Below are 13,189 nucleotides of genomic sequence, written 5' to 3' on the forward strand. Positions count from 1 at the left end.
AGGCCGCCAGGGATCGACACGGCGACGCCGACATCGGCGTGCTTGTGCTTGACCATGGCGCTGTCGGTCCACGAGGCATTGGCATCCGGCACCGCCATCAGCGCCATCGCCATCGCCTTGATCACCAGGTCGTTGACCGAGAGCTTGTAGGCTGGAACCTCGCCCTTCTCGGTCTTCTTCACCGGCGCGGCGGCATTGAGCTGCGTGCGCAGCGCCAACAGCGCGTCGAGCTCGCAGTCGAGCGTCAGATAGAAATGCGGGATGGTTGACTTGGCCTCGACCAGGCGGCGCGCGATGGTCTTGCGCATACTGTCGTGCGAGACGAGCTCGTAGGAGCCTTCGGCAAACAGCTTCAGCACCTGGTCGTCCGACATCGCCTTCGGCGCCGCGGCGGATGCAACTGCGGGAGCCTCCGCAGCGACCCTTGGGGTGGCGTTGCCGATCGCCGCGTCGATATCCGCCTTCACCACACGGCCGTATGGGCCGGTTCCAGCAATATTGGAAAGCACGATGCCCGCCTCACGAGCGAGACGACGGGCCAGCGGCGTTGCACGTGCGCCCACCGGCGATTGGCTGATCTCCCCCCTAGTGGGGGAGATGGCCGGCAGGCCAGAGGGGGGCGCGACAGAATGAGATGCTGGCGAGACAGCGCCCCCCTCTGTCGGCATCGCCGACATCTCCCCCACGAGGGGGGAGATTGGAGCCTCACCCTGCTTCGCCACAGCATCAGTCCCATAAGCCTCGCCATCAGCATAAATCCAGGCAACAGGCGCGCCGACCGGAATGTCGACGCCCTCCTTGCCGGTGACATCAAGCAGAATGCCGCTCGCCGGCGCATCGATTTCCATCGCCGCCTTGTCGGTCTCGATCTCGAACAGCACGTCGCCCTGCTTGACGACGGAACCCTCGCTGACAAACCAGCGCGAGATCTGGCCGGTCGTCATATCCATGTCGACCTTGGGAAGGATGACTTCGACGGGCATCGGCTAGCGCGCTCCCCTGACCAGATCGCGCGCCGCCGCGACAATGTCGGGCACTTGCGGAACGGTCGCCCTTTCCAGGTCGGGATTGTAGGGGATCGGTATCTCGGCGCCGCCCAGCCGCACGATCGGCGCATCGAGGAAGTCGAAGGCCTCGCTCTCGGCGATCATGGCGCTGACCTCGGCGCCGACGCCCAGCGTCTTCACCGCCTCGTAAACGCAAAGCAGCCGCGAGGTCTTCTTGACGCTTTCGATGATGGTGCGCTTGTCCATCGGCCGCACGGTCCTGAGGTCGATCACCTCGATGTCGATGCCTTCGGCTTGCAGCGCTTGCGCCGCCTCCAGTGACTTGTGCACCATGATCGAGGTCGCGACGACGGTCAGGTCGCTTCCCTCGCGCCGGACATCCGCCTTGCCGATCGGCACCGTGTAGTGGCCCTCGGGCACCGGCCCCTTCATCTTGTAGAGCAGCTTGTGCTCGAAGATCATCACCGGATCGGGATCGGCTATGGCGGCCAACAACATGCCCTTGGCATCGTAGGGCGTCGCCGGCTGGATCACCTTCAACCCCGGCACATGGCCGAGCCAGGCTTCCAGGCTCTGGCTGTGCTGCGCGGCCGCGCCGGTGCCCGAGCCGGCCGGGAACCGCATCACCACCGGCACCGAGACCTCGCCGCCCAGCATGAAGCGCATCTTGGCCGCCTGGTTGACGATCTGCTCCAGGGCAAGCGTGGCAAAATCGGAAAACTGGAATTCGAAGATCGGCCGCAAGCCGGTCATCGCCGCGCCGACGGCGACACCGGCGCCGCCGAGTTCGGAGATCGGCGTGTCCATCACCCGGTCGACACCGAAACGCTCGACCAGATCGCCCGTCACCTGGAAGGCGCCGCCATAGACGCCGATGTCCTCGCCCATCAGCAGGACGCGCTCGTCGGCCTCCATGGCGATCGCCATCGCCTCCTGGATCGCCTGCGCATAGCTCAGTTCGCGCATCTCGGCATCCATCACGCCAGCTCCGTATAGACGTAGTTCTGAAGATCGCCGATGTCCGGAGCGGGGCTCGCCTTGGCGAATTCGATGGCCTCGGTGATCTCCTGTCTGACAGCTTCGCGCACCGCTTCGATGCCGCTGTCGTCGATGATGCCGAATTCCTTCAGTTCAGCCTCGAACAGCGTGATCGGATCGCGGTTCGACATCCAGTCCTCGATCTCCTCCTTGCTGCGGTAGCGGTTGCGGTCGCTCTTGGAGTGGCCGCGATAGCGGTAGGTCTTGGATTCGATCAGCGTCGGTCCCTCGCCTGTCCGGGCGCGCTCGATGGCGGCATGCGCGGCCTCCGCGACTTCGGTGAAGCTGTTGCCGTTGACGATGACGCCGGGCATCGAATAGGCCGCCGCCCTGTCGGCGATGTTCCTGACGGCGGTCGAGCGGGCGGTCGATGTCGACATGCCGTAGCCATTGTTCTCGCAGACGAACACCACCGGCAGCTTCCAGATCGACGCCATGTTCAGCGCCTCGTGGAAGGCGCCCTCATTGTTGGCGCCGTCGCCGAAGAACGAGACCACCACCTTGCCGGTCTTCAGCCGTTTGGCGGAAAGCGCCGCGCCGACCGCGATCGGGATGCCGCCGGCGACGATGCCGTTGGCGCCGAGATTGCCCTTGGCGACATCGGCGATGTGCATCGAGCCGCCGCGCCCTTTGCAGTAGCCGGTGGTCTTGCCGAAGAACTCCGCGAACATCTTTCTGACCTCGGCGCCCTTGGCGATGCAGTGGCCGTGGCCGCGATGGGTCGAGGTGATCTGGTCGTCCTCGGCAAGCGGCATGCAGATGCCCATCGCGCTTGCTTCCTGCCCGATCGACAGGTGCATGGTGCCGTGGATCAGGCCGCGCATGTAACAGTCCTCAGCGCCCTCCTCGAAGCGGCGGATGAGGTACATCTTGCGCAGCACTTCCCTGAGCTGGCCGGCGTCGTAGTGCCGGTAGGCAAAGGGCAGATTGGTGGGCGCGGCCTTTTCCAGCACGGCTTTCCTGGCCATCGTCATGCCCTCCCGTAGACCAGCTGGTCCTGTCGCGCCCTGAGCTCCGCGATCCTTGAACCCGGCGCGGGCGCCGCATTGGCATAGGTGATGAGATCGCCCTTCCTGATCGGCGATGTCACCGAGGCGCCTTGCAGCAGGCCGCAGGGAACGGCTCCGGCCGCCTTCGCCTCCGGCGCGGTCATGATCCAGGCGCGGTAGCAATACTCGCCGATCGCATCGAGCCGTTCGCCCGGCTGCATGTCCTTCTTGGCGACCGCGCAGACCTCCGCCACCGGCTTTGCCAGCGGCACCATGTCGGCCTTGCCGTAGAGGACGACGCGCGCGCAGGTCAGCGGCACTTCGAGCGAGGTCAGGTGATACGGTCGATGAAAGGTGAAATATGGGCCCTTGCCCATCTTCAGGTCCTCCATGCGCTCCGAGATGCGCGGATGCGACATGTCGGCGACGACGAAGACACCCGGCGCGACGCCCTTGCCGATCGAATAGTCGACGACGCCGACCTTCGACAGCACGCCGCCATCCTTCTGCGGCACCAGCACCTTCGACAATTCGCCAAGCGTCGCAGCGGGCCCGTGCATGCCGGGCCTGTCGGGCACCAGTCCGGTGGCATTGGCGATCGCCGCCATCTCGACCATCGTCTTGGAGCCGTCGACGAATTCCACCAGCATGCGCACATTCATGTGGCGGCGCGCGGCCTCCTCGGCATAGTCATGCGGGACGGCGTCGATGTTGAGCGGGTTGTTCTTGCCCTTGCCGGCGGCGACGATCGGATGGCCCATCGCCGAAACGAACTCGATCAGTTCCATGCAGGAGGACGGCTCGTCGCCGGCGCCGAGCGAATAGGTGACGCCCAGCCTGTCGGCCTCGCTCTTCAGATAGGCGCCGATGGTCACGTCCGCCTCGACATTCATCATCACCAGATGCTTGCCGTGCTCCATCGCCCGCAGGCCGTATTCGGCGCCGACCGCCGGAACGCCGGTGGCGTCGATCACCACATCGATCAGCTCGTTGTTGATGACGAGGTCGGCATCGCCGGTGACCGCGACCTTGCCGGCCTCGATCGCCGTGCTCATCGCCGCGACGCTTGAGACCTCGCGCGAATGGCCGCTCTCCTGAAAGGCGATATCGACCGCCTTGGCCGCCGCCGGAAGGTTGAGTTCCGAGATCGCGCCGATCTCGATGCCGGTCATGTGGGCGACCCTGGTCACGATGTCGGTGCCCATCTCGCCTGAACCGATCAGCCCGATGCGGATCGGCTTGCCGGACTTCGCCCGCTCGGAAAGATCGCGCGCAAGGCCGGTCGGCGCGACGTTGATGGTCATTGCTATATCCTCCCAGGGGCGTCTTGCCTCCGGCTGACAAATACTGAACATCTGTCTCCATATCAAGACGAATGTACAAATCTTTGCGGCAAAATCCGCAGCAGGAATTGCCTGCCGGATGAGAGGTCACGCACTTCGCGAGGGCTTTGCTGCTTTCCGGCCCGAGGACCGGTTGCCCTCGCCTGAAAATCAGATCGAATCGCTCGGGCGTGATTGCCCGAACGCATCGCCGGGCCGTAGGGCGACAAGCCCGGCCCGTAGGCCGATTGGGCTGAACCTGCTCCCTGGACCGGAGCGCCGACAGACCGCCGCAGCGGAAAACGCAAGAACGGACTCGGCGCGCCGTAGCCTATCTCGTCGCTGCCGGAGGCAGGCGGTCGAGCGCCGTTTCGCGGGGAGCGGCCAGAGCCTTCTTGATCGCTGCCCTCTCCTGCGCCATCGCCGGGAACAGCCAGTTCGGTTCCAGGCCGACGAACTGGTCGAGGAAGGCGATCGACATGTTCGGATCCTCCTCGGCGTTTTCCCGATAGGACCACCAGACGCGCAGATCGGAGGCGGCCTTTTCGAGATCGCGGGATTGCCCGAACTCCTGTTCCTGGACCGCGGCAATGCCGCAGACGCAGAAATTCGTATAGAGAAAGCCTTCCGGCCAGAACCGCGCAATCTCGAGCGTGGCCTTGTCATCCGCCTCGCTCGTCCCGGCATCCGAAACCATCACCGCTGGCTTGGTCCGGATCAGCTCGCGCAGGGCTAGCCCCGCCACGAAGACGATGTAGTCGGCCCGGTCGATCGCTGCCGAATCGTCCTGCTCGTCGATCGCCGCCAGCCAGTCGAAGAAGACCTGGTTCAACAGCTTGTCGTCGATCCGGTAAGAGAACCCAAAGTGCTCCTTCACCAGTTCCGCATTGTTCCGGAAGGCCTTGGAAAACCACCGCAATTGGCGGAGCCGGTGCCGCAGGTCCGGTATCGAGGACAATTTGTCCTTGGGTGTCAGATCCATTGTCCAGTTCCAACTGAGGCGCCCGCGATACCCAACCGCGACAGGGCATCAACATGTACATCTGTTGCACAAAAAATGCAAAGGTTCATCCCCGCCGATTTCGCGACAACCTCTCGCGAACGACCCGCTACGGAAGATGCGGGATCAGATCGGCAAAGACTCGCGCCAGGTCTCCAGGCCGATCCTGGCTTGCCAGCGCCTTGCTGAACAGCACGTAGCGCGCGTCGACCGCAGCGCAGACGCCCACATAGATATCGTCATCCGCCGTGACGTCGGCGCTATAGCTGGCGACAGCGGTGGCCAAGGCGAGTGCCGCCGCGACATATATGCCAGTGTCCAGCATCCGGCCGTTGGCCGCGTCATCGATGTATCGCGGCGACTCGACCGGACGGGCGCGAAGAATGGCATGGGCCATGGCGGCCGCCTGTAGGGCAATGTCGTCGAGCGAGGCATCGTCGGCGCCTTTCGATCGGCCAGCCGGGGCCGGCTGCTCGGTTCTGGCCGCGAGGCGATGGGCTTCGCCGAACAGTTCCTCGCTCAGCCGCGGATTGGCGACCCCTTTCGCCAACAGGATCTGCTTGGCGGCGAAATAGCAGTCGCGCGCGAACAGCGCCTGGGAGGTCGCATTCTCGGTGTCGAAGTAACGGCCGAGCGGATAGGCGGACGCGCTGCCGAAATGCGCCTTGGGGTCGGAAGAGAGCAGCCCAATGGCGACAGATTCCAATGCCGAAAGCGCGCTGTCGGAGAAGTCGGCGATCGCCGTCACCAGCCCGGCCGGGCCGGCGGCGCGGTCGCTCCGTTCCGGCGACTGGTCGTCCTGCCCCTTGCGGGTGGTCGCACGCATTTCGCGCGCCACGAACCGGGCGTCGCGCAAGCGCTCCTTCACTTTGGTCCGCAGTTCCTCCGGCAAAAACGGCGCCATCACCTGGGTCCCTTTGACTGCCAATCGTTACTCCTTGCAAAGATAGACAATTATGGGCTGCAAAGCTATGACATCGTCATCCGCGCATCCTGTGTTCCGGCTGTGACAGGTGGGCTGGAATGACGGGAGCCAAGGGGACCATGCGCCAGAGGAAACGGGGCTCGAAAGATCCCGAGATGCCGTTTGGCGAGAATGTCCGCGGCTCGAGTCAGGCCGACCGCGTCCGCATCCGGACCGCATGGATGTACTATGTCGAGCAGCTCACCCAGAGCGAAATCGCGGCCATCCTCAATGTCGGCCGGGTGACCGTCGTCAGGCTTCTGGCCGATGCCCGCGCCCGCAACGAAATCAAGATCACGATCAACGCCAAGGTCGCCGACACGACCGAGCTGGAGCGCGGCCTCGAGGAACTGTTCGACATCCAGAAGGCGATCGTGGCGCCGCTGTCCGGCCCGCAAGCCGATCCGGTGCCCGTCATCAGCGCCGCGGCGGGCGACTATATCTCGCAGATCGCAACATCGAACATGCGCGTCGGCGTCGGCTGGGGACGGACCCTCTACAACACCTTGCCCTTCATCAAGGGCCAGTCGCTCACCGGCTTCCGCGTCTACTCGCTGCTCGGCGGCATCATCCAGGCGCGCCGCTTCAATCCGGCCGAGTTCGCCTGGCAGCTGGCCGAGCTCTTCCAGGGTGAGGGCTTCCTGGTGCCGGCGCCGGCGATCGTCGACAGCGTCGAGACGAAGCGCACCCTGATCGAGCGCTGCGGCCTCAACACCATCTTCGAAATGGCCGAGGATCTTGACGCCGTGCTTCTCAGCGTCGGCGGAACCACGTCGACCGCCACCTCGTACCAGGTCGGCTACCTGACCGATGCCCAGCACGACTCGCTGGTTGCGGCCGGCGCGATAGGCGACCTTTTGTTCCACTTCTTCGACGAGCGCGGCAACCTCATCGATCACGAGATCAACGACCGCGTCATGTCGGTCGGCCTCGACCGGCTGCGCCGGGCGCCGATCCGGCTGCTCGCATCCGGCGGGCCGGAGAAAGTGGGCGCCCTGATCGGGGCGATGAAACTGGTCAACCCGACGGTTTTCATCACCGACGAGGTCACCGCGGCGAGCATGATCGAAAAGACGCGGCTGAACGGATCGCGGAAGAAGGCATAGAGCGCCGGACGGCACGGCCGGCGCCCGAGCCGCGCCTCAGGCGGCGAGCGTATTGGTCTTCTTCCTCGTGCGCCGCGCGAAGTCCATCGTGTGCTCGAACGACACCACTCCGGCCTGGCTGCCGAGCCCGGTTGCGTTCAGCGCCGAGGTCGCCTGCGCCAGCGTGACCGCGCTTTCCGCGTCGAGCCCGCGGTGCAGGCCCGCCGCGAAGCCGGCGTTGAAAGCATCGCCGCAGCCGCAGGTGCAGACCACATCGACCTCGAAGGCCGGGATATGGAAGCGCGTGCCGTCGGCATGGTGATAGTAGGCGCCGTGTTCGCCAAGCGTCAGGATGCAGCAGCCCACGCCGCGATCGAGCATGAAGCGCGCCACGTCCTGCGTGTCGGTGAGACCGGACAGTAGCCGCGCCTCCTCGACCGAGGGCAGGAAATAGTCGACATGCGGCAACAGCCTTGCGATCATCGACATGTCCTCATGCCTCGCGGAAGCGACGTCGAGCGTGGTCACGCAGCCGCGCTTCTTGGCGCGCGCCAGGAGGTCGACGGTCGGCTCGCCATCCATGCGATCCATCAGGCCCGCGCCGCCGACATGCACGAACGACGCATCGAGCACCCGGTCGAACTGGTCCGGCGTGACTTCGAAGAAGCCGGTCGCGCCCTTCATGTGCATGGCCGGCCGCTGGCCGTTGTCCTGGACCGCGACGATGCTCGACGAGGTGCCGACACCGTCGATGCGCTGCATCATGCTGGTGTCGACGCCGTAGCGGTTGAGCCGGCCAAGCACCCAGTCGCCCATGTCGTCGGCGCCGACGCCGCCGACGCCGAGCACCTTCATTCCGTATTTCGCCGCCACGATCGCCGCCGCCCCGGCGGCGCCGGAAACGGCGATGGTGATCTCCTCGAGGAAATCGAATTCGGTCGGACCCGGAATGCGGCGCACCGGCCGCCCGAGGCAATCGAAGGTGAAGAAGCCGATTGAGGCGTAGTCGTAGAGCACGGTGGTTCCCGTCAGTTGAGGCGGATGCGCTGGCCCGATTCCGCGTCGAAGAAATAAAGCCGCTCGGGGTCGAGCTCAATGGCGATCGAGGTGTCGAGCGGCTGCCGGAAATCCCGGTCCGCCTTCACCTCGACGACCATCGCATCGGTGCGAACCGAAAGGAAGGTCTGGTCGCCGGTCGGCTCGAGCCCGTAGAGCTGCCCCTTGAGATGAGCGGCCGTGCCGGTCGCCACTTTCGCGTCCTCGGGCCGCACGCCGAGAATGACGGCCCGGCTGTCCGGCAGGTTGATGCCGGCGACCTCGACCCCCGGAGCGGAAAACCGCTTGCCGCGCACCTCGCCCTTGATCAGGTTCATGGGCGGCGAGCCGATGAAGCCGGCGACGAAGGTGTTGTTGGGATTGCTGTAGATCTCGTCGGGCGTTCCAAGCTGCTGGATGCGCCCCTTGTCCATGATGACGATCCTGTCGGCGAGCGTCATCGCCTCCACCTGGTCGTGGGTGACGTAGATGGTGGTGATCTTCAGCTGGCGCTGGACATGTTTCAGTTGCACCCGCATCGCGTTGCGCAGCTTGGCGTCGAGGTTGGACAGCGGCTCGTCCATCAGGAACACGCGCGGCTGCCTGACAATGGCGCGGGCAAGGGCCGCGCGCTGCCGCTGTCCGCCCGACAGCGCGCCCGGCTTGCGGTCGAGGTAGGCTCCGAGTTCGACCATGTCGGCGGCCCGGCGCACCCGCGCGTCATGCTCGGCCTTCGGGATGCCGCGCATCCTGAGCGGAAAGCGGATGTTTTCGTAGACGGTCATGTTCGGATAGAGCGCGTAGCTCTGGAACACCATCGCCACGTCGCGGTCGCGTGGATCGAACTCGTTGACCAGTTCGCCGTCGATCCAGATTTCGCCCGAGCTCAAATCGTTGAGGCCGGCGATCATACGCATCGTCGTGGTCTTGCCGCACCCCGACGGCCCGAGGAAGACCATGAACTCCTCGTCGCGTATATCGAGGTCGACATTGTCCACGCCGACGACCGATCCCCACCCCTTGGTTACCTTCTTGAGCTGAATCTGAGCCATGTTCGTCTTTCCGGTTCTTTCTTTGGCCGCGCCGGAGCCCTTTGGGCCGGCGCGAAATCTCAGCCCTTGACCGCGCCCATGGTCAGGCCTCGCGACAGGTGCTTCTGGATCAGCACGACCAGAAGCATGATCGGCACGAAGGCGAGGAAGGCGACAAGCGCGATCGCGTTGTAGATGATGCCGTCGGACCCGCCGGTGAAATTGGCCAGCGCCACGGACAGCGTGTAGGCGTTCTTGGTCGACGCGATCAGCAGGGTGAAGAGGAACTCGTTGACCGCGAAGATGACGGCGATCACCGCAGCGGTGATGATGCCCGGCAGGCACATCGGCACGATGATCGACACCAGGATGCGCAGGTCGGACGCGCCATCGGTGCGGGCCGCATCCTCGATCTCATGCGGAATGTCGAGCATGTAGGAGCGGATGATCCAGGTCACCAGCGACAGGTTGATCGCCGCATAGACCAGCATCAGCGCCCAGACCGAGTCGAGCAGGCCAAGCTGGCGGAACAGGAAGAAGATCGGGATGGCGACGATGGCCGGCGCCATCATACGGGTCGACAGGATGTAGAAGCCGATGTCCTCGCGGAACCGGTAGTTATAGCGGGCGAGCGAATAGGCGGCCGGGATCGCGAGCAGAAGATCGATAACGACGCTGCCGCCGACCGCCACGACCGAATTGCGCAGATAGTTGCCCATCGGCCAGTCGGTCCAGATCATATCCCAGGCATCGAGCGAGAAGCTCGGCCAATAGATCGGCTGGGCGGCGATGATTTCGGTCCTCGGCCGCAGTCCGATCGACAGGAACCACAGGATCGGCGCCAGGCAGAACACCGCCCAAGCGCCAAGCACCAGGTAGCGCAGCAGCAGGCTTTCGGAGGATTTCGCTTTGGCGGCCATGGGCTATTCCCGTCCCGAGCGGAAGAAGCGTTTCACGAACAGCTGCGCGACGATGACGGTCATTGCCAGCATCACCACCGAGACGGCCGAGGCGTAGCCGAAGTTGAAGGTCTTGAAGCCGATGCGATAGATGAAATAGCTGATCGTCTCGGTGGCGCCGCCGGGCGTCCCGCCGGTGATGATGAAGACCGAGGCGAACATCGTGATGATGTCGATGGCGCGCAGGATCAGCGCGACGACGACGATCGGCATCATCAGCGGCAGCGAGATGTTCCAGAAGATCTGCCGCCATTTGGCTCCGTCCAGCCGCGCCGCCTCCTCCATCTCGGCGTCCTGGCCCTGCAGCGCGGCGACGAAGATGATGAACAGGAAGGGCGTCCACTGCCAGACGTCGGCGACGATCAGCGTCAGCCGGGCAAGCCAGACCGAACCCAGGAAATCCAGGTTGCCGTCGATCAGCCCCAGCCGCATCAGCAGGTCGCTGACGACGCGGCCGTCGTTGAAGGCAAGCTTCCAGATGAAGGCGACGGCCGAGGGCATGAACAGCATCGGCATCAGGAAGATGATGCGCCACGACCGCACCCACGGATCGCGATAGGCGAAGGCCGCGATGCTGATGGCGATCGTGCATTCGAGCGCGAGCGCGATCGCGCCCATGACGAAGGTGTTCCACAGCGCCTGCCAGAATTCGGGATCCGACAGCAGCTTGCTGTAGTTGTCGAAGCCCGCGAAGGTCCAGTTGTTGAAGCGGACGTGGAAGAAGCCCTGATAGATCGCATAGATGCCGGGATAGAGCGTGATCCCCAGCAGGAAGATCACCGAGGGCGCCACCAGAAGATAGGGAAAGGCCTTGCGGCGCCACCGGCTCCGGGGTCGGAGCCTGACGCCGGGATGGGCGGCCTTGGCCGCCCATCCTGTACTGTTCTGGACCGCGGAGTCCTGCATTACGTGAAGTCTCCCTGGACCAGTCGGCAAGCCAGCATCGTTCAATCGTCAGACCGGCGGGGTCTTGCCCTTGCCGGCCCAGGTCGCCGGAGCCACGGCGGCGTATTTGAAGGGTTCCTTGTCCGAGAAGAAGCCATTCTTGGTCATGATCTCCTTCCAGGCCTTGGCGCCGGCATCCAGCGCCTCCTTCGGCTTCGCCTGGCCGACGATCGCCTTGTTGATCTCGTTTCCGAGCGCCTGTTCCATCTCGAACATGCCGGGAATGCGTGGCGCGCACCAGGCATAGTCCAGCGAGTCCGCCCAGACCGCGGCGGGCTGGGAAACCGACCGCAGCTTATCGTTCTTCAGCACCGACTTGTAGCCCGGCGCGACGCCGTTGGCGTTGGCCTCGTTCATCGCCATGATCGATGCCGTGGTCAGGAAGGCGAGCATCAGGAAGGCGCCCTCCGGGTTCTGCGACGTGGCCGTCACGCAGGAGGTCGATCCGGCAATGTTCGGCGGCGCGAAGCGGGCGCCTTCGATCTGCACGCGCGGCTCATAGATGGTGAGCACGTCGCCGACGATGCGGCTCTGGTCCGGGCGTGTCGCCTGGGTGCCGGAATCCTGCCAGGAGATGTTCATGGCGAGCTGGCCGCCGAGCCAGGCGGCGCGGTTCTCGCCCCAGCCCCATCCGGCCACGCCTTCCGCCGAAGACGCCTGCAGCGCCAGGATGGTTTCCAGCGCCTTGACGCCGGCATCGCTGTTGAAGACCGGCTCCCAGGAATCGTTGAACAAATCGACGCCGTGCTGTGCGGCGATGTGCTCCCAGGTGTAGGTGGACCAGAAGCCGCGGGCGCCCATCAGGCCGACGCCGGCAACGCCCTTCTCAACCTTGTTGAGCTCCGCCGAAAGCCTGATCATCTCGTCATAGGTCGGCACGGTCAGCTTGGTGTCGGCATCCTTGCCCGTCACCTTCTTCAGGAGCGACGGACGCACATGCACCATCTGGATATCGCAGTCGAACGGGATGCCGTACAGGCCCTGGTCGCCGAAATAGCCGTAGTTCAGGCGATAGGTGTCGTAGAAGTCGTCGAGCGGCAGCTTCCACTTCGCGGCATAGTCGTCGAGCTTGGCAAGGAAGCCCGGGCCGGCGAAGTCGCCGAGCCACGGCGAGAAGAACTGCAGCGCGTCGAAGCTGGCGTTGCCGGAGATGAACTCGGCCAGCACCTTGTCGTACATCGAATCGTCCGGGATCGGCACCAGCTCGACCTTCATTCCCGAAAGCTGCTCGAAGGGCTTCAGCCCGTCCGCGGCCGATTCCATGTCGGCGGCGCCGATGGCGAACTTGACCGTCTTGCCGGAGAATTCGCTGCGCACCTTCTCCCAGTCGACGGTGCGGATCCAGTCCTTCGCGGGATCCCAGAGCTCATCGCCATCGGCGAGCTTGTAGAGATCGCGGTATTCCTTCTTGACGTAGCCGCCGACATTGATCTTGGCGAGAATGTCGGCGGGGTTCGCGGCTTCCTGCGCGAAGCTGCGCCGCACATTGAACAGCGACACGCCGCCGGCCGCCACAGCTGAGGCGCCAACCGCCGCCGTCGACATCAGAAACGACCGACGCGATACATCCTTCCTACTTCCAATAGGCATTGCAGATCCTCCCAAACGCCCGCCAGAAAAATCATGCACCGTTGCGGGCCGACGACGATGCTAGCTTCGCGGACAGGGCCGTTGCGGACCCTGCATTGATTCAACCAATCACGCCATATCTTGCCCGGGCCGCGCGGAAATCGGTCCACGCCGGTGCAATCCCGAAACAACACGAACAGACATGTGACTGGGCCTCCCAACTCCCCCGATTTCAGCCGAGGTCG

Annotated in this window: 12 protein-coding genes; 1 reads left to right on the forward strand and 11 read right to left on the reverse strand. The window is 64.5% G+C overall.

Translation table 11 applies throughout. The annotated features are described in order from the left end of the window. The 6 genes from EN857_RS25785 to EN857_RS25810 form a co-directional block, all read right to left on the reverse strand. A partial coding sequence (locus EN857_RS25785; RefSeq protein ID WP_135859317.1) for a dihydrolipoamide acetyltransferase family protein occupies positions 1–983 on the reverse strand: 983 nt, incomplete at its 3' end. A gap of 3 nt (positions 984–986) precedes the next feature. Beyond that, the gene (locus tag EN857_RS25790) at positions 987–1,985 is read right to left on the reverse strand and encodes an alpha-ketoacid dehydrogenase subunit beta (RefSeq protein ID WP_128346923.1); all 999 of its coding nucleotides are present in this window, start codon (positions 1,983–1,985) and stop codon (positions 987–989) included. After that, on the reverse strand, positions 1,985–3,019 hold the full coding sequence (locus tag EN857_RS25795; RefSeq protein WP_127393910.1) for a thiamine pyrophosphate-dependent dehydrogenase E1 component subunit alpha: 1,035 nt from the start codon (positions 3,017–3,019) through the stop codon (positions 1,985–1,987). Before EN857_RS25795 ends, EN857_RS25790 begins: the two co-directional genes overlap by 1 nt. Next, positions 3,016–4,338 (reverse strand): NAD(P)H-dependent oxidoreductase, encoded by a 1,323-nt coding sequence (locus EN857_RS25800; protein WP_135859318.1) that lies wholly within the window; start codon positions 4,336–4,338, stop codon positions 3,016–3,018. The genes EN857_RS25795 and EN857_RS25800 overlap by 4 nt, the downstream gene beginning before the upstream one ends. A 349-nt stretch (positions 4,339–4,687) precedes the next feature. Continuing rightward, a complete protein-coding gene (locus EN857_RS25805) occupies positions 4,688–5,338 on the reverse strand; it encodes a hypothetical protein (RefSeq protein ID WP_127393912.1) in 651 nt (216 codons plus the stop codon). A 127-nt stretch (positions 5,339–5,465) separates the two neighbouring features. Further along, positions 5,466–6,284 carry a hypothetical protein gene (locus tag EN857_RS25810; RefSeq protein WP_128347109.1) on the reverse strand — a complete coding sequence of 273 codons (819 nt, stop codon included), beginning with the start codon at positions 6,282–6,284 and terminating at the stop codon, positions 5,466–5,468. 116 nt (positions 6,285–6,400) lie between these two features. On the opposite strand from EN857_RS25810, the gene EN857_RS25815 reads away from it, so the two are divergent. Further along, positions 6,401–7,426 carry a sugar-binding transcriptional regulator gene (locus EN857_RS25815; RefSeq protein ID WP_127284107.1) on the forward strand — a complete coding sequence of 342 codons (1,026 nt, stop codon included), beginning with the start codon at positions 6,401–6,403 and terminating at the stop codon, positions 7,424–7,426. Positions 7,427–7,462: 36 nt separating this feature from the next. Here EN857_RS25815 and EN857_RS25820 read toward each other — a convergent pair whose 3' ends face one another. Genes EN857_RS25820 through EN857_RS25840 form a run of 5 tightly spaced genes read right to left on the reverse strand, consistent with a single transcriptional unit; the run spans position 7,463 to position 12,920 of the window. Next, on the reverse strand, positions 7,463–8,422 hold the full coding sequence (locus EN857_RS25820; RefSeq protein WP_135859319.1) for a sugar kinase: 960 nt from the start codon (positions 8,420–8,422) through the stop codon (positions 7,463–7,465). 11 nt (positions 8,423–8,433) lie between these two features. Continuing rightward, positions 8,434–9,492 carry an ABC transporter ATP-binding protein gene (locus tag EN857_RS25825; protein WP_127309205.1) on the reverse strand — a complete coding sequence of 353 codons (1,059 nt, stop codon included), beginning with the start codon at positions 9,490–9,492 and terminating at the stop codon, positions 8,434–8,436. 59 nt (positions 9,493–9,551) lie between these two features. Then, positions 9,552–10,391 carry a carbohydrate ABC transporter permease gene (locus EN857_RS25830; RefSeq protein WP_127287161.1) on the reverse strand — a complete coding sequence of 280 codons (840 nt, stop codon included), beginning with the start codon at positions 10,389–10,391 and terminating at the stop codon, positions 9,552–9,554. A gap of 3 nt (positions 10,392–10,394) precedes the next feature. Beyond that, the gene (locus EN857_RS25835) at positions 10,395–11,336 is read right to left on the reverse strand and encodes a sugar ABC transporter permease (RefSeq protein WP_245493322.1); all 942 of its coding nucleotides are present in this window, start codon (positions 11,334–11,336) and stop codon (positions 10,395–10,397) included. Positions 11,337–11,384: 48 nt separating this feature from the next. After that, positions 11,385–12,920: an extracellular solute-binding protein gene (locus tag EN857_RS25840; protein ID WP_245493323.1), complete on the reverse strand. Its 1,536-nt coding sequence runs from the start codon at positions 12,918–12,920 to the stop codon at positions 11,385–11,387. Positions 12,921–13,189: the final 269 nt, after the last annotated feature.

The organism is Mesorhizobium sp. M4B.F.Ca.ET.214.01.1.1 (genome assembly GCF_004791545.1).
Lineage (GTDB): Bacteria > Pseudomonadota > Alphaproteobacteria > Rhizobiales > Rhizobiaceae > Mesorhizobium > Mesorhizobium abyssinicae.

Bases quoted from the DNA above. Each gene is read 5' to 3' on its own strand.
- EN857_RS25790 (WP_128346923.1), bottom strand. From the start codon at position 1,985: ATGGATGCCGAGATGCGCGAACTGAGCTATGCGCAGGCGATCCAGGAG.
- EN857_RS25795 (WP_127393910.1), bottom strand. From the start codon at position 3,019: ATGACGATGGCCAGGAAAGCCGTGCTGGAAAAGGCCGCGCCCACCAAT.
- EN857_RS25800 (WP_135859318.1), bottom strand. From the start codon at position 4,338: ATGACCATCAACGTCGCGCCGACCGGCCTTGCGCGCGATCTTTCCGAG.
- EN857_RS25805 (WP_127393912.1), bottom strand. From the start codon at position 5,338: ATGGATCTGACACCCAAGGACAAATTGTCCTCGATACCGGACCTGCGG.
- EN857_RS25815 (WP_127284107.1), top strand. From the start codon at position 6,401: ATGCGCCAGAGGAAACGGGGCTCGAAAGATCCCGAGATGCCGTTTGGC.
- EN857_RS25825 (WP_127309205.1), bottom strand. From the start codon at position 9,492: ATGGCTCAGATTCAGCTCAAGAAGGTAACCAAGGGGTGGGGATCGGTC.
- EN857_RS25830 (WP_127287161.1), bottom strand. From the start codon at position 10,391: ATGGCCGCCAAAGCGAAATCCTCCGAAAGCCTGCTGCTGCGCTACCTG.
- EN857_RS25835 (WP_245493322.1), bottom strand. From the start codon at position 11,336: ATGCAGGACTCCGCGGTCCAGAACAGTACAGGATGGGCGGCCAAGGCC.
- EN857_RS25840 (WP_245493323.1), bottom strand. From the start codon at position 12,920: ATGTCGACGGCGGCGGTTGGCGCCTCAGCTGTGGCGGCCGGCGGCGTG.